Annotated in this window: 14 protein-coding genes and 5 rRNA genes; 18 read left to right on the top strand and 1 reads right to left on the bottom strand. The window is 64.6% G+C overall.

Features of this window, described 5'->3' with window-relative positions; all coding sequences use genetic code 11:
• Positions 1-255 precede the first annotated feature (255 nt).
• From ncot_RS13675 to ncot_RS13645, 7 genes are all read left to right on the top strand, one after another.
• A 23S ribosomal RNA gene (locus tag ncot_RS13675) occupies positions 256-3,354 on the top strand.
• A gap of 100 nt (positions 3,355-3,454) precedes the next feature.
• A 5S ribosomal RNA gene (gene rrf, locus ncot_RS13670) occupies positions 3,455-3,571 on the top strand.
• A gap of 1,034 nt (positions 3,572-4,605) precedes the next feature.
• Positions 4,606-6,123 (top strand): 16S ribosomal RNA (locus tag ncot_RS13665).
• A 330-nt stretch (positions 6,124-6,453) separates the two neighbouring features.
• Positions 6,454-9,552, top strand: a 23S ribosomal RNA gene (locus ncot_RS13660).
• Between the two features lie 100 nt (positions 9,553-9,652).
• Positions 9,653-9,769, top strand: a 5S ribosomal RNA gene (gene rrf, locus ncot_RS13655).
• Together the 16S, 23S and 5S rRNA genes form the textbook arrangement of a ribosomal RNA operon.
• A gap of 98 nt (positions 9,770-9,867) precedes the next feature.
• Positions 9,868-10,791, top strand: coding sequence for a tetratricopeptide repeat protein (locus ncot_RS13650; protein WP_168618109.1), 924 nt, complete (start codon positions 9,868-9,870; stop codon positions 10,789-10,791).
• Between the two features lie 113 nt (positions 10,792-10,904).
• Positions 10,905-11,222, top strand: coding sequence for a single-stranded DNA-binding protein (locus ncot_RS13645; RefSeq protein ID WP_168618108.1), 318 nt, complete (start codon positions 10,905-10,907; stop codon positions 11,220-11,222).
• Here ncot_RS13645 and ncot_RS13640 read toward each other — a convergent pair.
• A complete protein-coding gene (locus ncot_RS13640) occupies positions 11,197-12,282 on the bottom strand; it encodes a DUF1015 family protein (protein ID WP_168618107.1) in 1,086 nt (361 codons plus the stop codon). The genes ncot_RS13645 and ncot_RS13640 overlap by 26 nt on opposite strands.
• Positions 12,283-12,316: 34 nt before the next feature.
• Between ncot_RS13640 and ncot_RS13635 the strand changes: the two genes are divergently transcribed.
• From ncot_RS13635 to ncot_RS13585, 11 genes are all read left to right on the top strand, one after another.
• Positions 12,317-13,291, top strand: a complete 975-nt coding sequence (locus tag ncot_RS13635) for an HAD-IIA family hydrolase (protein WP_168618106.1) — start codon at positions 12,317-12,319, stop codon at positions 13,289-13,291.
• A 4-nt stretch (positions 13,292-13,295) separates the two neighbouring features.
• Entirely contained in the window at positions 13,296-13,673 is a 378-nt protein-coding gene (locus ncot_RS13630) for a hypothetical protein (RefSeq protein WP_168618105.1), read from the top strand.
• On the top strand, positions 13,624-14,550 hold the full coding sequence (locus tag ncot_RS13625; RefSeq protein ID WP_168618104.1) for a TlyA family RNA methyltransferase: 927 nt from the start codon (positions 13,624-13,626) through the stop codon (positions 14,548-14,550). Before ncot_RS13630 ends, ncot_RS13625 begins: the two co-directional genes overlap by 50 nt.
• Positions 14,547-15,491: an NAD kinase gene (locus tag ncot_RS13620; RefSeq protein ID WP_168618103.1), complete on the top strand. Its 945-nt coding sequence runs from the start codon at positions 14,547-14,549 to the stop codon at positions 15,489-15,491. Before ncot_RS13625 ends, ncot_RS13620 begins: the two co-directional genes overlap by 4 nt.
• Positions 15,488-17,239, top strand: coding sequence for a DNA repair protein RecN (gene recN / locus ncot_RS13615; RefSeq protein WP_168618102.1), 1,752 nt, complete (start codon positions 15,488-15,490; stop codon positions 17,237-17,239). The genes ncot_RS13620 and recN overlap by 4 nt, the downstream gene beginning before the upstream one ends.
• A 142-nt stretch (positions 17,240-17,381) precedes the next feature.
• Positions 17,382-18,584 (top strand): putative cytokinetic ring protein SteA, encoded by a 1,203-nt coding sequence (gene steA, locus ncot_RS13610; protein ID WP_168618101.1) that lies wholly within the window; start codon positions 17,382-17,384, stop codon positions 18,582-18,584.
• The gene (locus ncot_RS13605; protein WP_168618100.1) at positions 18,581-19,486 is read left to right on the top strand and encodes a copper transporter; all 906 of its coding nucleotides are present in this window, start codon (positions 18,581-18,583) and stop codon (positions 19,484-19,486) included. Before steA ends, ncot_RS13605 begins: the two co-directional genes overlap by 4 nt.
• An 88-nt stretch (positions 19,487-19,574) precedes the next feature.
• The gene (locus ncot_RS13600; RefSeq protein ID WP_240937904.1) at positions 19,575-21,257 is read left to right on the top strand and encodes a CTP synthase; all 1,683 of its coding nucleotides are present in this window, start codon (positions 19,575-19,577) and stop codon (positions 21,255-21,257) included.
• A 59-nt stretch (positions 21,258-21,316) separates the two neighbouring features.
• A complete protein-coding gene (locus ncot_RS13595; protein WP_168618098.1) occupies positions 21,317-21,898 on the top strand; it encodes an NUDIX hydrolase in 582 nt (193 codons plus the stop codon).
• Positions 21,899-21,903: 5 nt separating this feature from the next.
• Complete coding sequence (gene xerD, locus ncot_RS13590; RefSeq protein WP_206064971.1) at positions 21,904-22,827, top strand: site-specific tyrosine recombinase XerD; 924 nt, start codon at positions 21,904-21,906, stop codon at positions 22,825-22,827.
• 43 nt (positions 22,828-22,870) lie between these two features.
• Positions 22,871-25,468 carry a DEAD/DEAH box helicase gene (locus tag ncot_RS13585; RefSeq protein WP_168618097.1) on the top strand — a complete coding sequence of 866 codons (2,598 nt, stop codon included), beginning with the start codon at positions 22,871-22,873 and terminating at the stop codon, positions 25,466-25,468.
• Positions 25,469-25,508: the final 40 nt, after the last annotated feature.

Below are 25,508 nucleotides of genomic sequence, written 5' to 3'. Positions count from 1 at the left end.
CACTAGTGGAACGTCGATTAGTTGGTGGTGCTCGGTTGAGTGCTCGTCAGTACTGCTCCTTTGGGGCGTGGAAATTCGAGTGTGAGGCTGGGTTTCACTTGACACACTGTTGGGTCCTGAGGGATCGAGTCTTGACTCAGTCTCTCGTGGGCCATCACCCCGCTGAACCGCCAGGTCTCCTGGTAGGCACGGATCTTGTGGTGGTACCGCCCGTATCTTGAGAACTACACAGTGGACGCGAGCATCTTTGTAGCAAGACAAGCTACTAAGGGCACATGGTGGATGCCTTGGCACCAAGAGCCGATGAAGGACGTAGGAACCTGCGATAAGCCCCGGGAAGTTGGTAACCAAGCTGTGATCCGGGGATTTCCGAATGGGGAAACCCAGCTGGAGTCATGTCCAGTTACCTCTGTCTGAACACATAGGACAGTTGGAGGGAACGAGGGGAAGTGAAACATCTCAGTACCCTCAGGAAGAGAAAACAAAAGTGATTCCGAGAGTAGTGGCGAGCGAAATCGGAAGAGGCCAAACTTGAGCAGTGTGATAGCCGGCAGGCGTTGCTGTTCGAGGGTTGTGGGGCCGTCACGTCGGATCTGCCGATCCGGCACAGAGTTAGAAACCGTCGTTGAAGTCGAAATGGACTGGAAAGTCCTGGCGTAGAGGGTGATACCCCCGTACACGTAAGACGATGGCTCTGAGACGTCACCCCAAGTAACACGGAACCCCTGAAATTCCGTGTGAATCTGGCGGGACCACCCGTTAAGCCTAAATACTCCTTGGTGACCGATAGCGGACAAGTACCGTGAGGGAAAGGTGAAAAGTACCCCTGGCGGGGAGTGAAATAGTACCTGAAACCATGTGCCTACAAACCGTTGGAGCGGCTCTTTGAGCTGTGACAGCGTGCCTTTTGAAGAATGAGCCTGCGAGTTTGCGTTGTGTTGCGAGGTTAACCCGTGTGGGGAAGCCGTAGCGAAAGCGAGTCCGAATAGGGCGTCTGAGTAGCACGATCAAGACCCGAAGCGAAGTGATCTATCCATGGGCAGGTTGAAGCGCGGGTAAGACCGCGTGGAGGACCGAACCCACTTAGGTTGAAAACTGAGGGGATGACCTGTGGATAGGGGTGAAAGGCCAATCAAACTTCGTGATAGCTGGTTCTCCCCGAAATGCATTTAGGTGCAGCGTCGCGTGTTTCTTGCTGGAGGTAGAGCACTGGATAGCCGATGGGCCCTACACGGTTACTGACGTTAACCAAACTCCGAATGCCAGTAAGTGAGAGCGCGGCAGTGAGACTGCGGGGGATAAGCTCCGTAGTCGAGAGGGAAACAGCCCAGACCATCAGCTAAGGTCCCTAAGCGATAACTAAGTGGAAAAGGATGTGGAGTCGCACAGACAACCAGGAGGTTGGCTTGGAAGCAGCCACCCTTGAAAGAGTGCGTAATAGCTCACTGGTCAAGTGATTCCGCGCCGACAATGTAGCGGGGCTCAAGTTATCCACCGAAGCTATGGCATTCATGCGTAAGACAGGCCTTCGTGGTCCAGTTGCATGGATGGGTAGGGGAGCGTCGTGTGGGCAGTGAAGCGGCGGAGTGATCCAGTCGTGGAGGCCACACGAGTGAGAATGCAGGCATGAGTAGCGAATGACTGGCGAGAAACCAGTCCGCCGAATGATCAAGGGTTCCAGGGTCAAGCTAATCTGCCCTGGGTAAGTCGGGACCTAAGGCGAGGCCGACAGGCGTAGTCGATGGACAACGGGTTGATATTCCCGTACCGGCAAAATAGCGCCCATGACGAACCTAGTGATGCTAAGTGCCCGAAACCACCGGGATCCTTCGGGACGATGGTGGCAGAGCGCACGACCCGAACTAGTAGTAGTCAAGCGATGGGGTGACGCAGGAAGGTAGTCCAACCGTGGCGATGGTTGCCCACGGCTAAGGGTGTAGGGCGAGAGATAGGCAAATCCGTCTCTCATGTGCCTGAGACCTGACGGGGAGTCCGTATGGACGAAGTGGATGATCCTATGCTGTCGAGAAAAACCTCTAGCGAGCTATGCGCCGCCCGTACCCCAAACCGACTCAGGTGATCAGGTAGAGAATACCAAGGCGATCGAGTGAACCACGGTTAAGGAACTCGGCAAAATACCCCCGTAACTTCGGGAGAAGGGGGGCCGGATTCGTTAGTGCACTTGCTGCACAAAGCGTTGATGGCCGCAGAGACCAGGCCCAAGCGACTGTTTACTAAAAACACAGGTCCGTGCGAAGTCGTAAGACGATGTATACGGACTGACTCCTGCCCGGTGCTGGAAGGTTAAGGGGACCTGTTAGAACTTCGGTTCGAAGCGGAGAACTTAAGCCCCAGTAAACGGCGGTGGTAACTATAACCATCCTAAGGTAGCGAAATTCCTTGTCGGGTAAGTTCCGACCTGCACGAATGGAGTAACGACTTGGGCGCTGTCTCAACCGTGGACTCGGCGAAATTGCAGTACGAGTAAAGATGCTCGTTACGCGCGGAAGGACGGAAAGACCCCGGGACCTTTACTATAGTTTGGTATTGGTGTTTGGTTCGACTTGTGTAGGATAGGTGGGAGACTGTGAAGCTTGGACGCCAGTTCAGGTGGAGTCAACGTTGAAATACCACTCTGGTCGTATTAGATATCTAACCTAGGTCCATTATCTGGATCAGGGACAGTGCCTGATGGGTAGTTTAACTGGGGCGGTTGCCTCCTAAAATGTAACGGAGGCGCTCAAAGGTTCCCTCAGCCTGGTTGGCAATCAGGTTTCGAGTGTAAGTGCACAAGGGAGCTTGACTGTGAGAGTGACAACTCGAGCAGGGACGAAAGTCGGAACTAGTGATCCGGCGCCGGCATGTGGAAGCGGCGTCGCTCAACGGATAAAAGGTACCCCGGGGATAACAGGCTGATCTTCCCCAAGAGTCCATATCGACGGGATGGTTTGGCACCTCGATGTCGGCTCGTCGCATCCTGGGGCTGGAGTAGGTCCCAAGGGTTGGGCTGTTCGCCCATTAAAGCGGCACGCGAGCTGGGTTTAGAACGTCGTGAGACAGTTCGGTCCCTATCCTCCGCGCGCGCAGGAAACTTGAGAAAGGCTGTCCCTAGTACGAGAGGACCGGGATGGACGAACCTCTGGTGTGCCAGTTGTTCCGCCAGGAGCACGGCTGGTTAGCTACGTTCGGAAGTGATAACCGCTGAATGCATCTAAGCGGGAAGCACGTTTCAAGATGAGGTTTCCCACCGGGTTAACCGGGTAAGGTCCCCAGTAGACTACTGGGTTGATAGGCCGGAGGTGTACAGCAGTAATGCCTAGCCGACCGGTACTAATAGACCGAGGGCTTGTCCCTCAAAGATGTTGCGCGTCCACTGTGTGGTTCCCGAGTTACGGTCGGGAACCAGCTGATAAGTCACGAGACTTAGAGTTGGTTTGATCTAACTCCATAGAGTTTCGGCGACCATAGCGAAAGGGAAACACCCGGCTCCATTCCGAACCCGGAAGTTAAGCCTTTCAGCGCCGATGGTACTGCAACCGGGAGGTTGTGGGAGAGTAGGACGTCGCCGGACATAACTTCAGTAGCGGCCACCTCATACGAGGTGGCCGCTACGCTTTTGTCCACATGATCTGGTCGAACAACCCAGGTCCAGCGCCATTCTGAATCGAGCCCCGATCGCGCAAGCGATACGGGGCTCGTGTGCTTCTGCTCCCGGTTTCGGCGTGGAGGCTTGCTCGAGGGTCCGCGGTGGAGAAGACCGCGCAGGACGTCCTTGCGATGGGGTGGTGACTCCCTCTAGGTCGCCGAACGTCTTCCGGCCCGTCCTCGGTCGACCAGCCGGTCCGGGTGCACCGTGATCCCTGCCGGAGATCTTTCCCACACGGCCGACAGCGACCGGGCCGTCTCGACGGGCACCAGCTCACGTGGGCCGTCATCGACGCTGCCCGGAGCGACCGCGCCGGCTGGGCCTCCAGGCCCCGTTACGCTCCCTGGAGCCAGCCTGCCCTCCGGACCCAGGTCAACACTGCTGCGTCAGGGGATTCCCGGGTGAACTCGGCCCTGGGCGGGGAGCGGGAGCGCCGCGATGAGCGTGGATTCCTCCTCGATTTGACCCGGTGGCCGGCGTTCACCTAATGTTCTGTCTGTCGCCAAGAGCGGCCGGGAAAGTCGGAGCCTTCGGTTCCGGGTCCTGGCCCCACCCGGCGGCCGAACCTCCCTCAGGAGCTCGATCGAGGGTCATTGAGTGTGCGCCACGATGCGGCCGAAGATGACCTGGAGTCGATACTCGGACGGGGGATCGGAGCGGAACTGCTCAGTTTGACAGAGCGGGTCGACTTCGGTAAGTTTTGTCAGGTTGCCCCAAGCGCTGGTCGTGAGGCTGGTGTGGTGCGCGCTTGATCCTTGAGAACTCAACAGTGTGTCAAAAGTCGACGAATTAGTTTGATATGCCCGTCCGGCTTCATGCCAGTTTTGCTGGTGTGTTTGTCGTACGGTTCCTTTGGTAGGAAAACGATGATTCTGACAACTATGTCAGTGATTCGGTCTCTTGCCGGGATATCTCAATTGAGTTTGATGTCTGCCTTTTTGGTGGGTGTCGTTTGAACTTCAACGGAGAGTTTGATCCTGGCTCAGGACGAACGCTGGCGGCGTGCTTAACACATGCAAGTCGAGCGGTAAGGCTCCTTCGGGAGTACACGAGCGGCGAACGGGTGAGTAACACGTGAGCAATCTGCCCTTCACTTTGGGATAACCACCGGAAACGGTGGCTAATACCGAATACGACAGCTCCAGGCATCTGGTGGTTGTGGAAAGTTCTGGCGGTGAAGGATGAGCTCGCGGCCTATCAGCTTGTTGGTGAGGTAATGGCTCACCAAGGCTTCGACGGGTAGCCGGCCTGAGAGGGTGACCGGCCACACTGGGACTGAGACACGGCCCAGACTCCTACGGGAGGCAGCAGTGGGGAATATTGGACAATGGGCGAAAGCCTGATCCAGCAACGCCGCGTGAGGGATGAATGCCTTCGGGTTGTAAACCTCTTTCAGCAGGGACGAAGCGCAAGTGACGGTACCTGCAGAAGAAGCACCGGCCAACTACGTGCCAGCAGCCGCGGTAATACGTAGGGTGCGAGCGTTGTCCGGAATTATTGGGCGTAAAGGGCTCGTAGGCGGTTTGTCACGTCGGGAGTGAAAACCAGGTGCTTAACACCTGGCCTGCTTCCGATACGGGCAGACTAGAGGTATGCAGGGGAGAACGGAATTCCTGGTGTAGCGGTGAAATGCGCAGATATCAGGAGGAACACCGGTGGCGAAGGCGGTTCTCTGGGCATTACCTGACGCTGAGGAGCGAAAGTGTGGGGAGCGAACAGGATTAGATACCCTGGTAGTCCACACCGTAAACGTTGGGCGCTAGGTGTGGGACTCATTCCACGAGTTCCGTGCCGCAGCTAACGCATTAAGCGCCCCGCCTGGGGAGTACGGCCGCAAGGCTAAAACTCAAAGGAATTGACGGGGGCCCGCACAAGCGGCGGAGCATGCGGATTAATTCGATGCAACGCGAAGAACCTTACCTGGGTTTGACATATGCCGGAAAGCTCTAGAGATAGAGCCCCTTTTAGTCGGTATACAGGTGGTGCATGGCTGTCGTCAGCTCGTGTCGTGAGATGTTGGGTTAAGTCCCGCAACGAGCGCAACCCTCGTCTTATGTTGCCAGCACGTAATGGTGGGGACTCATAAGAGACTGCCGGGGTCAACTCGGAGGAAGGTGGGGATGACGTCAAGTCATCATGCCCCTTATGTCCAGGGCTTCACGCATGCTACAATGGCCGGTACAAAGGGCTGCGATACCGCAAGGTGGAGCGAATCCCAAAAAGCCGGTCTCAGTTCGGATTGGGGTCTGCAACTCGACCCCATGAAGTCGGAGTCGCTAGTAATCGCAGATCAGCAACGCTGCGGTGAATACGTTCCCGGGCCTTGTACACACCGCCCGTCACGTCACGAAAGTCGGCAACACCCGAAGCCGGTGGCCCAACCCTTGTGGAGGGAGCCGTCGAAGGTGGGGCTGGCGATTGGGACGAAGTCGTAACAAGGTAGCCGTACCGGAAGGTGCGGCTGGATCACCTCCTTTCTAAGGAGCAATTGGCAGCCTTGAGCTGTCCATGTCGTCTGTTTCGTGGCCGAATGTGTCGCGGCAGACAACGCTCACTAGTGGAACGTCGATTAGTTGGTGGTGCTCGGTTGAGTGCTCGTCAGTACTGCTCCTTTGGGGCGTGGAAATTCGAGTGTGAGGCTGGGTTTCACTTGACACACTGTTGGGTCCTGAGGGATCGAGTCTTGACTCAGTCTCTCGTGGGCCATCACCCCGCTGAACCGCCAGGTCTCCTGGTAGGCACGGATCTTGTGGTGGTACCGCCCGTATCTTGAGAACTACACAGTGGACGCGAGCATCTTTGTAGCAAGACAAGCTACTAAGGGCACATGGTGGATGCCTTGGCACCAAGAGCCGATGAAGGACGTAGGAACCTGCGATAAGCCCCGGGAAGTTGGTAACCAAGCTGTGATCCGGGGATTTCCGAATGGGGAAACCCAGCTGGAGTCATGTCCAGTTACCTCTGTCTGAACACATAGGACAGTTGGAGGGAACGAGGGGAAGTGAAACATCTCAGTACCCTCAGGAAGAGAAAACAAAAGTGATTCCGAGAGTAGTGGCGAGCGAAATCGGAAGAGGCCAAACTTGAGCAGTGTGATAGCCGGCAGGCGTTGCTGTTCGAGGGTTGTGGGGCCGTCACGTCGGATCTGCCGATCCGGCACAGAGTTAGAAACCGTCGTTGAAGTCGAAATGGACTGGAAAGTCCTGGCGTAGAGGGTGATACCCCCGTACACGTAAGACGATGGCTCTGAGACGTCACCCCAAGTAACACGGAACCCCTGAAATTCCGTGTGAATCTGGCGGGACCACCCGTTAAGCCTAAATACTCCTTGGTGACCGATAGCGGACAAGTACCGTGAGGGAAAGGTGAAAAGTACCCCTGGCGGGGAGTGAAATAGTACCTGAAACCATGTGCCTACAAACCGTTGGAGCGGCTCTTTGAGCTGTGACAGCGTGCCTTTTGAAGAATGAGCCTGCGAGTTTGCGTTGTGTTGCGAGGTTAACCCGTGTGGGGAAGCCGTAGCGAAAGCGAGTCCGAATAGGGCGTCTGAGTAGCACGATCAAGACCCGAAGCGAAGTGATCTATCCATGGGCAGGTTGAAGCGCGGGTAAGACCGCGTGGAGGACCGAACCCACTTAGGTTGAAAACTGAGGGGATGACCTGTGGATAGGGGTGAAAGGCCAATCAAACTTCGTGATAGCTGGTTCTCCCCGAAATGCATTTAGGTGCAGCGTCGCGTGTTTCTTGCTGGAGGTAGAGCACTGGATAGCCGATGGGCCCTACACGGTTACTGACGTTAACCAAACTCCGAATGCCAGTAAGTGAGAGCGCGGCAGTGAGACTGCGGGGGATAAGCTCCGTAGTCGAGAGGGAAACAGCCCAGACCATCAGCTAAGGTCCCTAAGCGATAACTAAGTGGAAAAGGATGTGGAGTCGCACAGACAACCAGGAGGTTGGCTTGGAAGCAGCCACCCTTGAAAGAGTGCGTAATAGCTCACTGGTCAAGTGATTCCGCGCCGACAATGTAGCGGGGCTCAAGTTATCCACCGAAGCTATGGCATTCATGCGTAAGACAGGCCTTCGTGGTCCAGTTGCATGGATGGGTAGGGGAGCGTCGTGTGGGCAGTGAAGCGGCGGAGTGATCCAGTCGTGGAGGCCACACGAGTGAGAATGCAGGCATGAGTAGCGAATGACTGGCGAGAAACCAGTCCGCCGAATGATCAAGGGTTCCAGGGTCAAGCTAATCTGCCCTGGGTAAGTCGGGACCTAAGGCGAGGCCGACAGGCGTAGTCGATGGACAACGGGTTGATATTCCCGTACCGGCAAAATAGCGCCCATGACGAACCTAGTGATGCTAAGTGCCCGAAACCACCGGGATCCTTCGGGACGATGGTGGCAGAGCGCACGACCCGAACTAGTAGTAGTCAAGCGATGGGGTGACGCAGGAAGGTAGTCCAACCGTGGCGATGGTTGCCCACGGCTAAGGGTGTAGGGCGAGAGATAGGCAAATCCGTCTCTCATGTGCCTGAGACCTGACGGGGAGTCCGTATGGACGAAGTGGATGATCCTATGCTGTCGAGAAAAACCTCTAGCGAGCTATGCGCCGCCCGTACCCCAAACCGACTCAGGTGATCAGGTAGAGAATACCAAGGCGATCGAGTGAACCACGGTTAAGGAACTCGGCAAAATACCCCCGTAACTTCGGGAGAAGGGGGGCCGGATTCGTTAGTGCACTTGCTGCACAAAGCGTTGATGGCCGCAGAGACCAGGCCCAAGCGACTGTTTACTAAAAACACAGGTCCGTGCGAAGTCGTAAGACGATGTATACGGACTGACTCCTGCCCGGTGCTGGAAGGTTAAGGGGACCTGTTAGAACTTCGGTTCGAAGCGGAGAACTTAAGCCCCAGTAAACGGCGGTGGTAACTATAACCATCCTAAGGTAGCGAAATTCCTTGTCGGGTAAGTTCCGACCTGCACGAATGGAGTAACGACTTGGGCGCTGTCTCAACCGTGGACTCGGCGAAATTGCAGTACGAGTAAAGATGCTCGTTACGCGCGGAAGGACGGAAAGACCCCGGGACCTTTACTATAGTTTGGTATTGGTGTTTGGTTCGACTTGTGTAGGATAGGTGGGAGACTGTGAAGCTTGGACGCCAGTTCAGGTGGAGTCAACGTTGAAATACCACTCTGGTCGTATTAGATATCTAACCTAGGTCCATTATCTGGATCAGGGACAGTGCCTGATGGGTAGTTTAACTGGGGCGGTTGCCTCCTAAAATGTAACGGAGGCGCTCAAAGGTTCCCTCAGCCTGGTTGGCAATCAGGTTTCGAGTGTAAGTGCACAAGGGAGCTTGACTGTGAGAGTGACAACTCGAGCAGGGACGAAAGTCGGAACTAGTGATCCGGCGCCGGCATGTGGAAGCGGCGTCGCTCAACGGATAAAAGGTACCCCGGGGATAACAGGCTGATCTTCCCCAAGAGTCCATATCGACGGGATGGTTTGGCACCTCGATGTCGGCTCGTCGCATCCTGGGGCTGGAGTAGGTCCCAAGGGTTGGGCTGTTCGCCCATTAAAGCGGCACGCGAGCTGGGTTTAGAACGTCGTGAGACAGTTCGGTCCCTATCCTCCGCGCGCGCAGGAAACTTGAGAAAGGCTGTCCCTAGTACGAGAGGACCGGGATGGACGAACCTCTGGTGTGCCAGTTGTTCCGCCAGGAGCACGGCTGGTTAGCTACGTTCGGAAGTGATAACCGCTGAATGCATCTAAGCGGGAAGCACGTTTCAAGATGAGGTTTCCCACCGGGTTAACCGGGTAAGGTCCCCAGTAGACTACTGGGTTGATAGGCCGGAGGTGTACAGCAGTAATGCCTAGCCGACCGGTACTAATAGACCGAGGGCTTGTCCCTCAAAGATGTTGCGCGTCCACTGTGTGGTTCCCGAGTTACGGTCGGGAACCAGCTGATAAGTCACGAGACTTAGAGTTGGTTTGATCTAACTCCATAGAGTTTCGGCGACCATAGCGAAAGGGAAACACCCGGCTCCATTCCGAACCCGGAAGTTAAGCCTTTCAGCGCCGATGGTACTGCAACCGGGAGGTTGTGGGAGAGTAGGACGTCGCCGGACATAACTTCAGTAGCGGCCACCTCATACGAGGTGGCCGCTACGCTTTTGTCCACATGATCTGGTCGAACAACCCAGGTCCACCGCCGAAAGGATCCGTCATGGCTGAGAACACCCCACGCCGCAATTCGTCTGGACGATCATCGGGGTCGGACGGACGTGGCGCCAGCCGTTCTGGGTCCGCTCCGCGTCGTACCTCGGGGAAGTCCGAGGAGCGCCGCAGCAACCGTGGTTCCGCCGATCGCCGTGGACAGGGCGGCAAGCCGACTGGTCGCGGTGGTTCGTCGCGCAAGGGCGACTGGAGCCGGCCCCGGGACGACCAGCGTCCTCGCTCGGAGGACCAGGCGCGCTACGACGGGCCCGAGATTCCCGAGGACATCACCGGCAAGGAGCTCGACCGCTCAGTCTCCGCCCAGTTGCGCGGACTGCCGGAGAAGCTCGCGCTCCGGGTTGCTCGTCACTTGGCGGCCGCCGGACTCCTGATCGAGTCCGATCCGGAGACTGCCTACAAGCACACCCTGGCCGCTCGAGCGCGTGCGTCGCGCCTCGCTGTGGTCCGCGAAGCGTGTGGCGAAGCCGCCTACGCGGCCGGCGAGTACACCGAGGCCCTCTCAGAGCTCCGAGCTGCGAAGCGGATGAATGGGGCCACCGCCTACCTGCCGATCATGGCCGACTGTGAGCGCGCGCTGGGTCGACCCGAACGGGCACTGGCGCTGGCCAAGAGCCCTTCGGTCGCCAACTTCTCACCCGAGGCCAAGGCCGAGATGACCATCGTGGAGGCAGGTGCCCGGCGAGACATGGGTGAGTTCGACGCCGCACTGCGCACCCTGGAGTACGCGCCACTGAACTCCAACACCCGTGCCCCGTGGGTGGTGCGTCTGCGCTACACCTACGCTGACACGTTGCTGGCAGCGGGGCGCACCGAGGACGCCCTCGAGTGGTTCCACCGGACGGAGGCCATCGACGGCGATGAGCTGACCGATGCCGGTGCGCGTGCCCTGGAGATCGAGCGCTCCAAGGGCTGAACCGCCCGGTTGTTGCCCACACGTCCACCGACTGCCGGTGTTCTCCACAGCGAGAGCGCCGGCAGTTCCATGTCCGCACGCCTTCGACGAGGCTTGTCCCGGAGGTGGATCCCATGACGAACACAGTGGTGCTGGAAGGACGGCTCTCGCGGGCGCCCGAGGAGAAGGTGCTGCCCAGCGGTGACGCGCTGTGGACGGTGCGCGTGGTGGTGCCGCGCCCGGACGGTGATCGGCCCGGCGTCGACTGGGTCGACTGCTCGGTCTGGACCGGCCGCCTGAGACTCTCGGTTGCCTCGTGGCACGAGGGAGACGTGGTCGAGGTGCGTGGTGTCCTGCGACGTCGGTTCTTCAGAGTCGGCGGTGCGCCCGTCTCGCGGCTCGAGGTCGAGGCCACGGGTGGCCGACTCATTCGTCGCTCAAGTCCCGCATGAGGACGCCGAAGTGGGGCTTGGGCTGGAAGGAGGTGGCCTTGTGGGGCAGCAGGTGACCCGAGAGCGCGGAGCGATCCACGTCGTCGAAGGTCGGGGCCGGGAGCAGCACGCTCACGCCCAGCCCGGCCCGCTCGATGGCCTCGGTGGCTGAGTGGTGGAAGACCAGCTTGTCCTCGTCCCTGTCCCATGACGGGAGCAGCCGCTCGTGCAACCAGGTCACCAGGAGCTCGTTGGGATCCGCTGGCGCCAGGGTCGCCCAGGCCGTGCCGTCGTGCAGCACGAGCGCGTGCTCGAGCTTGGCCAGGGCCTGGTGGCTCGAGTCGTGACGACGGAACGTGTCCCCGCTGCGGGCGGCGCACTTCTCGATCGCGTCGAGCGAGAGCCGGGGCACCGTCCGGTGGATGGCACACAGCTGCAGGGGCGTGTCTGACTGGTCGACCAGCATCACCAAGGTCCGGGTCCAGCCGCTGTCCGGGTGTTGCAGCCAAGCCTGACGGGCAGCGGCATACCGGTGGTGGCCGTCTGCGATGACGACATGGGCGTCCGCGAGCTGGGCAGCGAGCAGGTCGATCGCCGTCGGGTCGGTGATGCGCCAGACACGCTGGAGCTGGGATCCGCGGTCGGTGTAGACGAGCTGGGGCTCCTCGGCCGTGGTCGAACGGATCAACTCGCGGACTGCCTCGGTGCCTCGGTACATCAGGAGGATCGGAGCCGGGTTGAGGTTCATCTCGATCATCCGACCAGCCAGCTGCTCGACCTGGGCGGCCTGGGTTCCCTCGTGAGGGAAGATCGCGTCCTTGCTCTCGAGCAGGTCGACCGTGGCCACCAGGCCCCGGATCGTCACTCCCGCCGAGGTGTACTCGTGGACGTAGATGGCCGGGGTCGAGTCGAGCGTCAGGTGGCGCTTGCGCCGCCACTCACGCAGGCGCGCGGGCACAGATCGATAGGGTCGGGCGAAGACCCGGTGGGATGCCGGGTCGCCGACACGGCTGTCGGCGAGGCGGAGCGCACGGAACGGGACCAACCCGAGACGGGGGCGTGCCTGATCCGGGATGTCCATTCGAACAATCGTAGCCAGCGGAGGGTTGAACACCATGTTGAAGGTGGCCGAGGATCCGTTGCACGCGGCGTACGACGTGGCGATGCTGGACCTGGACGGAGTCGTCTACGTCGGTGCCTCCGCCGTGCCGGGTGCGCCTGAGCACCTCACGCGAGCCCGCGCGACCGGGATGCACCTCGCCTTCGTGACGAACAACGCCTCCCGGACTCCCGCTCATGTGGCCGAGCACCTCAACCAGCTCGGGATCGACGCTGCCGCCGAGGACGTGGTGACCTCCGCGCAGGCGGCAGCCCACCTGCTGGCCCAGTCGCTTCCCACGGGTGCACGGGTGTTCCTGCTGGGCAGCGCGGGCCTTGCGTCCGCACTGGAGGCCGAGGGGCTCGAGCCGGTCGGCAGCCTCGACGAGGACCCGGTCGCCGTGGTCAGCGGCTACGACCCCGACCTGCCTTGGCGACGCCTGATGCAGGGAGCCGTCCTGATTCGCGATGGGTTGCCCTGGGTGGCCTCCAACACCGACCTGACCGTGCCCACGGAATACGGCCTGGGTCCCGGGCACGGGGTGCAGGTCCGCATGCTCAGCGAGTTCTCGGGGGTGACCCCGGTGGTGGCCGGCAAGCCCAGGCGTCCGCTGCTCGACGAGACCATTCGCCGGGTCGGCGGGACGCGTCCACTGATGGTCGGTGACCGGCTGGACACCGACATCGAGGGTGCGAACGCCGCGGACGTCGACTCGCTCCTGGTGATGACCGGGGTGACGAACGAGGACGACCTGGTCCGTGCGCCCGAGCAGCTGCGCCCGACCTACATCTCGACCGACCTGAACGGCCTCCTCGTGCCACACCCGGTGCCCGCACAGGTGGACGGTCGGTTCGAGCTGGCCGGGTGGACGGCCCACACCCGCGACGGACGCCTGGTCGTCGAGGGCGCCGGGAGCCCGGACGACCGCCTGCGCACCGTCGCCGCGGCAGCGTGGGCGCACCTGGACGAGACCGGCGAGCCGGTACGGTGACCACATGAGCGAACAGTTCGAAGGCGCCGGCACCGAGCCGGCATCCGGCGCGGATGCCGGGGAGGCCCCGGTGACGGACGAGGTCGAGATGGCGCCGGTGACGGACCAGGTCGAGACGGCGCCGGTGACGGACGAGGTCGAGATGGCGCCGGTGACGGACCAGGCGGGGGCCGACCAGGAGTACGACGAAGCGACGTTCCCCGCGGAGGATGCCTCGAACCCCGCGAGTGCCGAACGCACCGGGAACCATGCCGTCGACCGTGTGCTGGACAGCCTCGACGGGATCGCTGACAGGCCGGTTGAGGAGCACGTCGCCGTGTTCGAGCGGGCCCATGAGCAACTGCGTGGAGCTCTCGACGGCCCGCGCCTGCCCCGCCCCTGATCTCGTGCCTCCACGTCGACTTCGTCTGGACGCCGAGCTGGTTCGGCGCAAGCTGGCCCGCTCGCGCGAGCACGCCAGTGAGCTGATCGCAGCCCGTCGGGTGAAGGTCAACGGAGCGATCGCAGCCAAGCCCGCCACGGGCGTCACCACCGATGTGGCACTCGTGGTGATCGAGGACCCGGACCGGCCCGACTACGTGTCCCGGGGCGGGCACAAGCTCGCCGGGGCACTGGCCGCCTTCACGCCGCTCGGCCTGGCCGTCAGCGGTCGTCGCTGCCTCGACGCGGGTGCGTCGACGGGTGGATTCACCGATGTCCTGCTGCGCCACGGTGCCGGGCACGTGGTGGCGGTCGACGTCGGCTACGGCCAGCTTGCCTGGCGGCTCCAGCAGGACGAGCGGGTCACCGTGCACGACCGCACCAACATTCGTGAGCTGAGCCTGGAGATCATCGGGGAGCCGGTCGACCTGGTGGTGGGCGACCTGTCCTTCATCTCCCTCGAGCTCGTCCTCGACGCCCTGCTCTCCGTCATGCACCCCGACGGAGACCTGGCGCTGATGGTCAAGCCCCAGTTCGAGGTGGGCAAGAACCGGGTCGGCAAGGGCGGCGTGGTCCGTGACCTCTCCCTGAGGGCGGAGGCGGTCTCCACGGTTGCCGCGGCCGCCGTACGACGTGGGTGGGGCGCGCAGGCCGTCACCACCAGTCCCTTGCCCGGGCCGTCCGGCAACGTGGAGTTCTTCCTGTGGTTGCGCAAGGGAACCGCCGCCATCGGGGACGACGAGATCACCGCTGAGGTGCACCGTTCGGCCCGTCTCGGGACCGGGTCCGACGGGCACGACCCGGATCCGGGGGTGGCTGGTGAGAAGGTTGACCCGTGACTGAGCCCCGACGCGTACTCCTCATCGCACACACCGGACGTGAAGACGCCCGTGAAGTGGCTCGCGCCTTCTGCAAGGAACTCACCGCCCACGACATCGTCGTGCGGCTGATCGCCACCGAGGCGAGCGAGCTCGAGGTGGACCCGCGATCCTTCTCCCCGGCGATCGAGGTGGTGGCCGAGGACCAGCACACCGCCACCGGCTGCGAGCTGGCCGTCGTGATCGGCGGCGACGGCACCATCCTGCGCGCCGCCGAGGCCACCCACGGCACCTCCACCCCGCTCCTGGGCGTCAACCTCGGACATGTCGGGTTCCTCGCCGAGGCGGAGTACGACGACGTCGAGTCGACCATCCAAGCGATCATCGAGCGTGCCTACACCGCCGAGGAACGCCTGACCCTCGACGTGTCGGTCTACCAGGACAAGGAGCTGGTCGCCAGCACCTTCGCGCTCAACGAGGCCAGCGTCGAGAAGGCCGCCCGCGAGCGCATGCTCGAGGTGGTCGTCGAGATCGACGGCCGCCCGTTGTCCCGCTGGGGATGCGACGGCGTGGTCTGCGCCACCCCGACCGGCTCCACCGCCTACAACTTCTCCGCCGGCGGCCCCGTCGTGTGGCCAGCCGTCGAGGCCTTGCTGATGGTGCCGATCAGCGCCCACGCACTCTTCGCGCGCCCCATGGTCGTGGCCCCCACCTCGGTGCTCGCCGTCGAGGTGCTGGCCCGCACCGAAGGCGCTGGTGTCCTGTGGTGCGATGGGCGTCGCACCGTCGACCTGCCGCCGGGAGCACGCATCGAAGTGCGCCGCGGTGCCTCGCCCGTCCACCTCGTCCGCCTGCACCGGGCGCCGTTCACCGACCGTCTCGTGGCCAAGTTCGGGCTGTCCGTCGAGGGCTGGCGCGGTGCTTCGGAGCGACGTCGACGCAATGGCGGTGACCCGGCGTGATCGAGGAGATCCGCATCCAGTCCCTGGGCGTCATCGACTCCTCGACACTGGAGCTGGGACCCGGCCTGACCGTGATCACCGGTGAGACGGGAGCCGGCAAGACCATGGTGGTGACCGCGCTCGGGCTGCTGCTCGGTGGACGCGCCGACTCCGGTGCCGTGCGCTCCGGAGCCAGGTCCGCCCGGGTCGAGGGCGTCGTCGACGCCACCCGTCTGGTGAACTTCGTGACCCGGGTCGACGAGCTCGGGGGAGTGGCCGAGGACGACCGTGTCGTCCTCGCCCGCAACATCGCCGGTGAGGGCCGCTCGCGCGCGTTCGTCGGCGGGGCGTCCGTTCCGGCCTCCCAGCTCGCCGAGGTGGCTGACGGGCTCGTCGCCGTGCACGGACAGTCCGACCAGCACCGCCTGCTCAAGCCCGCGGCTCAACGCAACGCTCTCGACCTCTTCGGTGGCCGCGCACTGCACGACCTGGCGAGAAGCTACGCAACCCTCCACACGGAGCTGGCCTCCGTCGAGGCGGAGCTGACCGAGGTGGTCGCCACTGCGCGTGAGAGAGCGCGAGAGGCCGACCTGCTCCGCTTCGGGCTGGAGGAGATCGGTGCGGTCGAGCCACAGCCGGGCGAGGACGACGCACTGGCTGCGGAGGAGACCCGTCTCGGCTTCGCCGACACCCTGCGCACCGCGGCCGAGCAGGCTCGCGAGGCCCTCTCCTCGGAGAACGACCGCCCGGACGCCCTGGGGGCCACCTCAGCGGCCCGGCGCCTCCTCGAGGGTGTGCGTGAGCACGACAGCGAGGCCGCGGGGCTGGCCGATCGGTTGGCGGAGGTGAGCTACCTTCTCTCCGACGTGGCCGCGGACGTCGCCTCCTATGCCTCCGGGCTCGAGACCGACCCGAATCGGCTCTCGGTCGTCTCGGAGCGCCGAGCCGCGCTGACCGCGCTGACGCGCAAGTACGGCGACACCATCGACGAGGTGCTGGCCTGGTCGGCGCAGGCCGCGGGCAAGCTGACCGAGCTCGACGGCACGGACGACCGGATCAGCACCTTGCGTGAACGGCGCCGCGAGCTGCGCGCAGGTCTCGGCAAGGTCGCGGAGAAGCTGTCCAAGGCCCGCACCGAGGCCGCCGGACGCCTCGGGGACGTGGTCTCCGACGAGCTCACCCTGCTGGCCATGCCCCACGCCACCGTCGCGGTCGACGTACGCCAGCACGAGGCCGAGGCACCCGAGTCCGAGGAACGCGCAGGTGCCCCGTTGCGGGTCGGCAAGCGCTGGCTGCGCTACTCCGCGACCGGTGTCGACGACGTCGAGATCCTGCTCGCAGCCAACAAGGGGGCCGATGCCCGCGCGCTCCACAAGGGGGCATCGGGCGGCGAGCTGTCCCGGGTCATGCTGGCCCTCGAGGTCGCCCTGGCCGAGACCAGCCCGGTGCCCACCTTCGTCTTCGACGAGGTCGACGCCGGGGTCGGCGGCAAGGCTGCGGTCGAGGTCGGTCGCCGACTGGCCACCCTGGCCCGCACCGCCCAGGTGCTGGTCGTCACGCACCTGCCCCAGGTCGCGGCGTACGCCGACCGGCACGTCGTGGTGGCCAAGTCCAGCGACGGCACGGTGACCACCTCGGGCCTGACCGTGCTGGAGGAGACCGACCGGGTGCGTGAGCTCTCCCGGATGCTGGCCGGCATGGAGGAGTCCGACACTGCCCTGGCACACGCCCAGGAACTCCTGGAGACGGCCCGCGCTGCTCGTTCCTGACAGACGCGGCAGTCGCACCCAGGTCGCGTGGGGGAGCGACCCGGTCCGTAACCCGGCGCAGCCCGGGAGCGGACTGTGCTTCGTGCCACGGCCCGCGTGGCCTACCGAATAGGCGGAGGCGGCGTGCCACGATGAATCGGTCATGAAGCTGCCCACTCGTCACCCCCGTGAAGCCGCCCCGCCCGGAGTCGTCGGCACCGCGCGCGTCGATCGCCGGACCCGCACCTTGATCTCCCGGCTCGAACCCGGCGACATCGTCGTGCTCGACCACCTCGACATGGACCGATCGACGGCCCAGCGACTGGTCGACGCCGAAGTCGCAGCCGTGGTGAACGCCTCGCCGTTCGTCTCGGGCCGTTTCCCCAACCAGGGTCCGGCGGTGCTCATCGACGCCGGCATCACGCTGCTCGACGGGGTCGGTCCCGATGCCTTCTCCGCGGTCAAGGACGGCCGCACGCTGAGGGTGCACCGGGGTGAGGTCTTCTCCGGTGACGACACGGTGGCCACCGGCGCGGTGCTCGACCGGGAGCGGCTCGAGGACGAGCTGGCTGCCGCCCGTGGTGGGCTCGGCACCCAGCTCGAGAGCTTCACCCGCAACAGCACCGAGTACCTCCGTCACGAGGAGGACCTGCTGCTGCACGGCGCCGGGGCCCCCCGTCTCGGCACCCGCATCGCGGCCCGACCCGTCGTGGTCGTCGTGCCCGGGCCCGACCACGAGGCCGAGCTCAAGGGGATCCGGCGCTACCTGCGTGAGCAGAAGCCGGTCCTGGTCGGCGTCGACTCGGGCGCCGACGTCCTCCTGGCCGCGGGGTTCAAGCCCGATGTCGTCGTGCTCAGCTCGACCACCAGCGCCGAGGCCGACGAGACCCGGGTGTCGGCCAGGGCGCTCCGGGGAGCCAAGGACGTCGTGGTGCTCGTCGACCGAGGTGACGGCAGGTCGCCGACCGACTCCCTCGAGCGCCTGGGTGTCCGCCCGCTGCGGTTCGAGACCGGGGCCACCGCCGAGGACGCGGGCCTGATGCTGGCCAGCCTGGGCGACGCGAGCCTGATCGTCGCGGTCGGGGCACACGCCAACCTTGCTGACTTCCTCGACCGGCAGCGCGGCCACCTCGCCTCGACCTTCCTGACCCGGCTCCGCGTCGGGTCGACCCTCGTCGACGCGCGTGCCCTGCCTGCCCTCTACGCCGGCCGGGTGCGCACTTGGCACATCTGGCTGGTGCTGCTCGTGGGCCTGCTCGCCGTGGCCGCCGCGATCGCGGTGACCCCCGTCGGCCAGCAGTGGATCGACGACCTTCGCCCCCACATCAACGACCTGTTCCACCGCGTTGGAGGATTCTTCTCTTGATCACGTTCCGCTACCACGTCGTCTCGCTCGTCGCGGTTCTCGTCGCGCTCGCCGTCGGAATCGCCCTCGGCGGCGGCCCCCTGTCGGAGATCGGCCGGGGTGACGACGCGACCCAGTCCGCCGAGAAGGACAACGCGCGACTCTCCGACGACCTGGAGGAGGCCGAGCTCGTGGCGGGCTTCCAGGACCAGGTGACCGAGTCGCTGGCCGCCTCCAGCAGCAGCGCCGCCCTGAAGGGCCAGACCGTCGCCATGGTGACCACCCCGGGCGTCGACCCCAAGCTGGTCTCGGCACTGGTCAACCAGGTCAAGCGCTCGGGTGGTGCCATGACCGGCACCTTTGCGATGTCGCAGGCCCTGCTCTCGAGCGACGGCAGCTCCTTGGTCGACAACCTCGGCGCACAGCTCGTCGAGACCACCACGGACTCCGGGGTCGACGACGCGGCCACGACGTACGCCCGGATGGGCCAGTTGATCAGCCGCGCCATCAGCAGCTCCGGACCCGGTGGCGAACCCGTCGACAAGGGTGCCAGCAACATCCTCTCCGGCCTCGAGGCGGCCGAGCTGTTCAGCACGTCATCAGGGGGCACCAAGCGCAGCAACCTGGTGCTGGTGGTGCTGGGAGACGACCTCAAGGGTGACGGCGCCGACAAGATCCTGGGCGGCCTGGTCACGGGCCTGGCCCAGGGTTCCGGCGGGACCGTGGTCGCCGGTGACACCGACTCCGCGACCCTCGCTGCCCTGCGGGGACACGACGAGGTCACCAGCGTGGTCTCCACGGTGGACTCCGTGCAGAGCGGTGCCGGCCAGCTCGCCACCGTCTCGGCCCTGGCCGCCGAGCGCAGCGGTGAGCCCGGCTCCTACGGCGCCCACGGAAATGACGGGGCGATTCCGCGCGGCTGATTCCCCGAGAACGGCGATCGATTGGTAGGCTAGAACCCCGTAGCAGACCATGCATTCTGTGTGGACCAGTCTGACCACGGGAGTTTCCTTGGCCTCATCGGCGCCAACCAAGCACGTCTTCGTCACCGGAGGCGTCGCATCCTCGCTCGGCAAGGGGCTCACCGCCTCGAGCCTGGGCAATCTTCTGAAGTCCCGCGGGCTTCGGGTCACCATGCAGAAGCTGGACCCGTACCTCAACGTGGACCCCGGCACGATGAACCCGTTCCAGCACGGCGAGGTCTTCGTGACCGACGACGGCGCCGAGACCGACCTCGACGTCGGTCACTACGAGCGCTTCCTCGACACCGATCTCAACCAGATCGCCAACGTGACCACTGGCCAGGTGTACTCGTCGGTGATCGCCAAGGAGCGCCGCGGCGACTACCTCGGTGACACCGTGCAGGTGATCCCGCACATCACCAACGAGATCAAGGACCGTGTCCGCGCCATGGGGGGAGACGACGTCGACGTGGTGATCACCGAGATCGGCGGCACCGTGGGAGACATCGAGTCCCTGCCGTTCCTCGAGGCCGCTCGGCAGGTGCGTCACGACATCGGTCGCGACAACTGCTTCTTCCTGCACGTGTCCCTGGTGCCCTACCTCGGCCCGTCGGGTGAGCTGAAGACCAAGCCGACCCAGCACTCGGTCGCCGCCCTGCGCTCGATCGGCATCCAGCCCGACGCGATCGTGCTGCGCTCGGACCGCGAGGTTCCGCAGTCGATCAAGAACAAGATCTCCCTCATGTGTGACGTCGACACCGAGGCGGTCATCAACTGCGCCGACGCACCCTCCATCTACGACATCCCGAAGGTGATCCACTCCGAGGGCCTCGACGCCTACCTCGTGCGCCGGCTGAACCTGCCGTTCCGTGACGTGGAGTGGACCGTGTGGGACGACCTGCTCCGCCGCGTGCACCACCCAGCCGAGGAGGTCACCGTCGCCCTGGTCGGCAAGTACATCGACCTGCCCGACGCCTACCTCTCCGTCGGTGAAGCACTCCGTGCCGGTGGCTTCGCCCACGAGGCGAAGGTGAACATCCTCTGGATCGCATCCGACGAGTGCGCGACCCAGGCCGGCGCCGCCAAGAACCTCTCCGACGTGGACGCCATCTGTGTCCCCGGTGGGTTCGGCATCCGCGGTCTCGAGGGCAAGCTCGGCGCGTTGACCTACGCGCGCACCCACGGCATTCCGACACTGGGACTGTGCCTGGGGCTCCAGTCCATGGTGATCGAGTACGCGCGCTCCGTGGCCGGTCTCGAGAAGGCTGCTTCGACGGAGTTCGACCCCGACACCATCGAGCCGGTGATCGCCACGATGGAGGAGCAGAAGTCCTTCGTCGAGGGCGCCGGGGACCTCGGCGGCACGATGCGGCTGGGCCTCTACCCGGCACGCCTCAAGGAGGGCAGCGTCGTCCGCGAGGCCTATGGCGAGGCCGAGATCAACGAGCGCCACCGTCACCGCTACGAGGTGAACAACGAGTACCGCGACCAGCTCGAGGCAGCCGGCCTGGTCTTCTCCGGTACGTCGCCGGACAACAACCTGGTCGAGTTCGTCGAGCTGCCCCGCGAGGTGCACCCCTACTACGTCTCGACCCAGGCGCACCCGGAGTACAAGTCCCGACCGACGAAGGCGCACCCGCTCTTCGCCGGCCTGATCGGTGCAGCCATCGAGCGACAGAAGGAGCTGCGCTTCCCGATCGACGAGGAGTTGCGCCGGCGGGAGGAGGACTGAGCCACGCTCAGTCCTCACCCCACGCGACCACCGCCGCAGGGCGGGCTAACCTTCGTGCCATGGCGCTGACAGCAGACACCCCGGAGTCCTGGCCGGTCAGGTCGTCGACCGACCTGCACCGCGACGACTGGGTGGTGGCGTTCCGCTCCGACCAGGTGGCGCACCCGGACGATCCCGAGGGACCGACCTTCCGCAGGCTGGTCCTCGAGCATCCCGGTGCCGCGTTCGTGCTGGCCATCGACGACCAGGACCGGGTGCTGTGCCTGCGGCAGTACCGCCACCCGGCGCAGCGAAGGTTCCTCGAGCTGCCGGCCGGCATCTGCGACCACCCGGGGGAGGACCCGCTCGAGGTGGCCGTCCGCGAGCTGCGCGAGGAGGTCGAGTTCGAGGCGGCCGAGTGGACCCACCTGATCTCGGTGTGGGGATCACCGGGGATCTCGGCCGAGCAGCACCACTACTACCTGGCCCGCGGCCTCTCCGCGTGCGACCGCGGCGACTTCGAGCTCGAGGCGGAGGAGGCCGACATGGAGACCCTCTGGGTGCCCCTGGACGAGCTGCGTAAGGCGGTCCTGGACGGCCGGGTCACCGACGGCCCGGTCGCCCTCGCGATCTTCACCCACGACGCGAGGCGATCGAGCTGAGCGGGTTGAACGGCATCGGCCGCGCGGTCCGCACCTACCTCGACCATCTCTCCGTCGAGCGTGGGCTGGCGGACAACACCCTCAAGTCCTATCGCCGCGACCTGCGCCGCTACCAGGAACACCTGGCCAAGGCCGGGCTCGAGGAGCTCGACGAGGTCACCGAGGCAACCGTCTCCGGCTTCCTGGTCAGCCTGCGCGAGGGCGACCTCGACCACCAGCCCCTCGGTTCCACCTCCGCCGCACGCACCGTGGTCGCGGTGCGCGGCTTCCACAAGTTCGCGGTCCGTGACGGACTCGCCACCGCGGACCCCGCGGCTGCGGTCAAGCCGCCCACCCCCGCCAAGCGGCTGCCCAAGGCGTTGCCGCTCTCCGACGTCGAGGCGATCCTGGAGGCCGCCGGGTCCGCGGGCACGGCGCTGGCCAGCCGCGACAAGGCCCTGCTCGAGGTGCTCTACGGCACCGGCGCCCGCATCTCGGAGGCCGTGGGCCTCGACGTCGACGACCTGGACCTCGTGGACGGCGTGATCCGGCTGCGCGGCAAGGGCAGCAAGGAGCGCATCGTCCCCGTGGGATCGTTCGCCAGGGACGCTGTCAGGACGTACGTCGAACGCGGGCGTCGCGACCTCGTCGGCAATGGCCAGGGTGGCCCGGCGTTGTTCCTCAACGCGCGTGGTGGCCGGCTGTCCCGGCAGAGTGCCTGGGCGGTGCTGGTGCGGACGGCGGAGCGTGCCGGAGTGACCCGAGACGTCTCGCCGCACACCCTGCGCCACTCGTTCGCCACGCACCTGCTCGACGGCGGTGCCGACGTGCGCGTGGTCCAGGAGCTGCTCGGCCACGCCTCGGTGACCACCACACAGGTCTACACGCTGGTCACCGTCGACAACCTGCGCGAGGTCTTTGCCACCGCCCACCCGAGGGCCCGCAGCTGATGGGCGCGCGACCGCGGGAGACCGCACAGGGAGAACTGCGCTGATGGGGATCAACCTGGGCACCTGGACGGGTGCTCACGACGCCGACACGTTGTACGACGCGTTCTCCGGCTGGGCGGTCGAGCGGAACCTGCCGCTCTACCCGCACCAGGACGAGGCGGTCATCGAGCTCTTCTCGGGCAACAACGTCATCCTCGCCACCCCCACGGGGTCCGGCAAGTCGATGGTGGCCCTGGCTGCGCACTTCGCCGCGCTCAATCGCGACCAGGTGAGCTTCTACACCGCGCCGATCAAGGCGCTGGTCAGCGAGAAGTTCTTCGCGTTGTGCGAGATCTTCGGGGCCGACAACGTCGGCATGCTCACCGGTGACGCGTCGGTCAACTCCGACGCACCGATCATCGCCTGCACGGCAGAGGTGCTGGCCAACATCGCCCTGCGTGAAGGGGCCAGCGCCGACGTGGGACTGGTCGTGATGGACGAGTTCCACTTCTACTCCGAGCCCGACCGTGGCTGGGCCTGGCAGGTCCCCCTGCTGACGCTGCCGCAGGCACAGTTCCTGCTGATGTCGGCGACGTTGGGCGACGTCTCGCCGTTCATCGCCGACCTGGATCGCCGCACCGGCCGGGAGACCGTGCTCGTCGACGACGCCGAGCGCCCGGTGCCGCTGAGCTTCGGCTGGGCGATGACCCCGCTGGCCGAGACGCTCGAGGAGCTGGTCAGCACCCGCCAGGTGCCGGCGTACGTCGTGCACTTCACCCAGAAGGACGCGATCGAGCACGCCAACCAGTTGCTCTCCCCGGGCTCGCTCGGCAACAAGCTGGTCAGCCGCGAGGAGAAGGACGCCATCGCCGACCGCCTCGGCGCGTTCAAGTTCGGCGCCGGTTTCGGGAGGACCCTGTCGAAGCTGGTGCGCAACGGCATCGGGGTGCACCACGCGGGGATGCTGCCGAAGTATCGTCGCCTCGTCGAGCAGCTCGCCCAGGACGGGCTGCTCAAGGTCATCTGCGGCACCGACACCCTCGGGGTCGGCATCAACGTCCCCATCCGCACGGTGCTGTTCACCGGGCTCGCCAAGTTCGACGGCACGAGGCAGCGCACGCTGCGCATCCGCGAGTTCCAGCAGATCGCCGGGCGTGCCGGTCGCGCCGGCTACGACACGGCCGGGTACGTCGTCGTGCAGGCTCCCGAGCACGTCATCGAGAACGAGAAGGCCAAGGCCAAGGCGGCCGCCAAGAACGCCGCGATGAGCGAGGCGAAGCTGGCCAGGAAGAAGTCCAAGGCACAGCTCAAGAAGGCGCCCGAGGGGTCCGTGGTCTGGACCGAGGAGACCTTCGACCGGCTCGTCGGCGGCCAGCCCGAGGCGCTGGTCTCGCGGATGCGGGTGGACAACTCGATGCTGCTCAACGTGGTGGCTCGCGAGACCGACGCGTTCTCGGTGATGCGTGACCTGCTCCGCGACAACCACGAGGACCCCCGCAACCAGGTGCGCCTGGTCCGACGGGCGCTGCGACTGGCCCGCTCCCTCGTGCACTCCGGGGTGCTCACCCGTCTCGAGGAGCCCGACGAGCTCGGCCGCAGGTTCGTGCTCACCACGTCGCTGGCCGACGACTTCGCGCTCAACCAGCCGCTGGCCCACTTCGCCCTGGCCGCACTCGACGTGCTCGACCCCGAGGACCCCGAGCACCTGCTCAACCTGGTCTCCGTGGTCGAGGCGGTGCTCGAAGGACCGCGACAGATCCTGTTCGCCCAGCAGAAGGCGGCACGGGGTGAGGCGGTCGCGGAGATGAAGGCCGACGGCATCGAGTACGAGGAGCGCATGGCGCTGCTCGACGAGATCACCTGGCCGCAGCCGCTCGCCGAGCTGCTCGAGGCGACGTACGAGATCTACCGGCAGAGCCACCCGTGGCTGCCCGAGGACGGTTTGGCGCCCAAGGCCATCGTCCGCGAGATGTATGAGCAGGGGATGAGCTTCACCGACTTCGTCGGGCGCTACCAGCTGGCCCGCTCCGAGGGGCTGGTGCTGCGCTACCTCACCGACGCCTACCGCACGCTGCGGCACACGGTGCCCGAGACCCATCGGACCCCCGAGCTGGAGGAGCTCATCGAGTGGTTGGGGGAGACCATCCGCCAGACCGACTCGTCGCTGCTCGACGAGTGGGAGGCGTTGACCGACCCGGACCTCGTGGCCCGTGCGGCTGCCGGGGAACCCCCGCCCCCGCCGCGACCGCTGTCGATGCAGGAGCGACCGTTCCGGGTGATGATCCGCAACGCGATGTTCCGTCGTGTCGAGCTCTGCGCCCGCGACGACCTCGACGGACTGATGCGCATGGAACGGGCCACTGCCGACCTCTTCGACCCGGCTCGCGAGATCGGGATGACCCGCTCGGCGTGGGACGAGGCGCTGGAGGAGTACTTCGACGAGCACGACTCCATCGCCACCGACGGGGACGCGCGCGGACCCGACCTGCTGCGGATCACACCGGGCACCGACCCCGAGCTCGGTCGGGTATGGGAGGCGCGACAGACGATCCACGACCCCGAGGGCCACCACGACTGGGTGATCGAGGCCGTGGTCGACCTCGATGCCTCGGACGAGCTGGGGCAGGCGATCGTCACCTCACGGGCCATGCGCCGGCTCTGAGCCCTGCCTCGTCGACCGGTGCCAGGTCGACCGGTGCCAG

The sequence above is a fragment of the Nocardioides sp. JQ2195 genome (genome assembly GCF_012272695.1).
GTDB lineage: Bacteria > Actinomycetota > Actinomycetes > Propionibacteriales > Nocardioidaceae > Nocardioides.
The sequence above is the reverse complement of the archived record's forward strand: the minus strand, read 5'-3'. Positions and strand labels throughout refer to the sequence as shown.

Bases quoted from the DNA above. Each gene is read 5' to 3' on its own strand.
- ncot_RS13650 (WP_168618109.1), top strand. From the start codon at position 9,868: ATGGCTGAGAACACCCCACGCCGCAATTCGTCTGGACGATCATCGGGG.
- ncot_RS13645 (WP_168618108.1), top strand. From the start codon at position 10,905: ATGACGAACACAGTGGTGCTGGAAGGACGGCTCTCGCGGGCGCCCGAG.
- ncot_RS13640 (WP_168618107.1), bottom strand. From the start codon at position 12,282: ATGGACATCCCGGATCAGGCACGCCCCCGTCTCGGGTTGGTCCCGTTC.
- ncot_RS13635 (WP_168618106.1), top strand. From the start codon at position 12,317: ATGTTGAAGGTGGCCGAGGATCCGTTGCACGCGGCGTACGACGTGGCG.
- ncot_RS13630 (WP_168618105.1), top strand. From the start codon at position 13,296: ATGAGCGAACAGTTCGAAGGCGCCGGCACCGAGCCGGCATCCGGCGCG.
- ncot_RS13625 (WP_168618104.1), top strand. From the start codon at position 13,624: ATGAGCAACTGCGTGGAGCTCTCGACGGCCCGCGCCTGCCCCGCCCCT.
- steA (WP_168618101.1), top strand. From the start codon at position 17,382: ATGAAGCTGCCCACTCGTCACCCCCGTGAAGCCGCCCCGCCCGGAGTC.
- ncot_RS13595 (WP_168618098.1), top strand. From the start codon at position 21,317: ATGGCGCTGACAGCAGACACCCCGGAGTCCTGGCCGGTCAGGTCGTCG.
- ncot_RS13585 (WP_168618097.1), top strand. From the start codon at position 22,871: ATGGGGATCAACCTGGGCACCTGGACGGGTGCTCACGACGCCGACACG.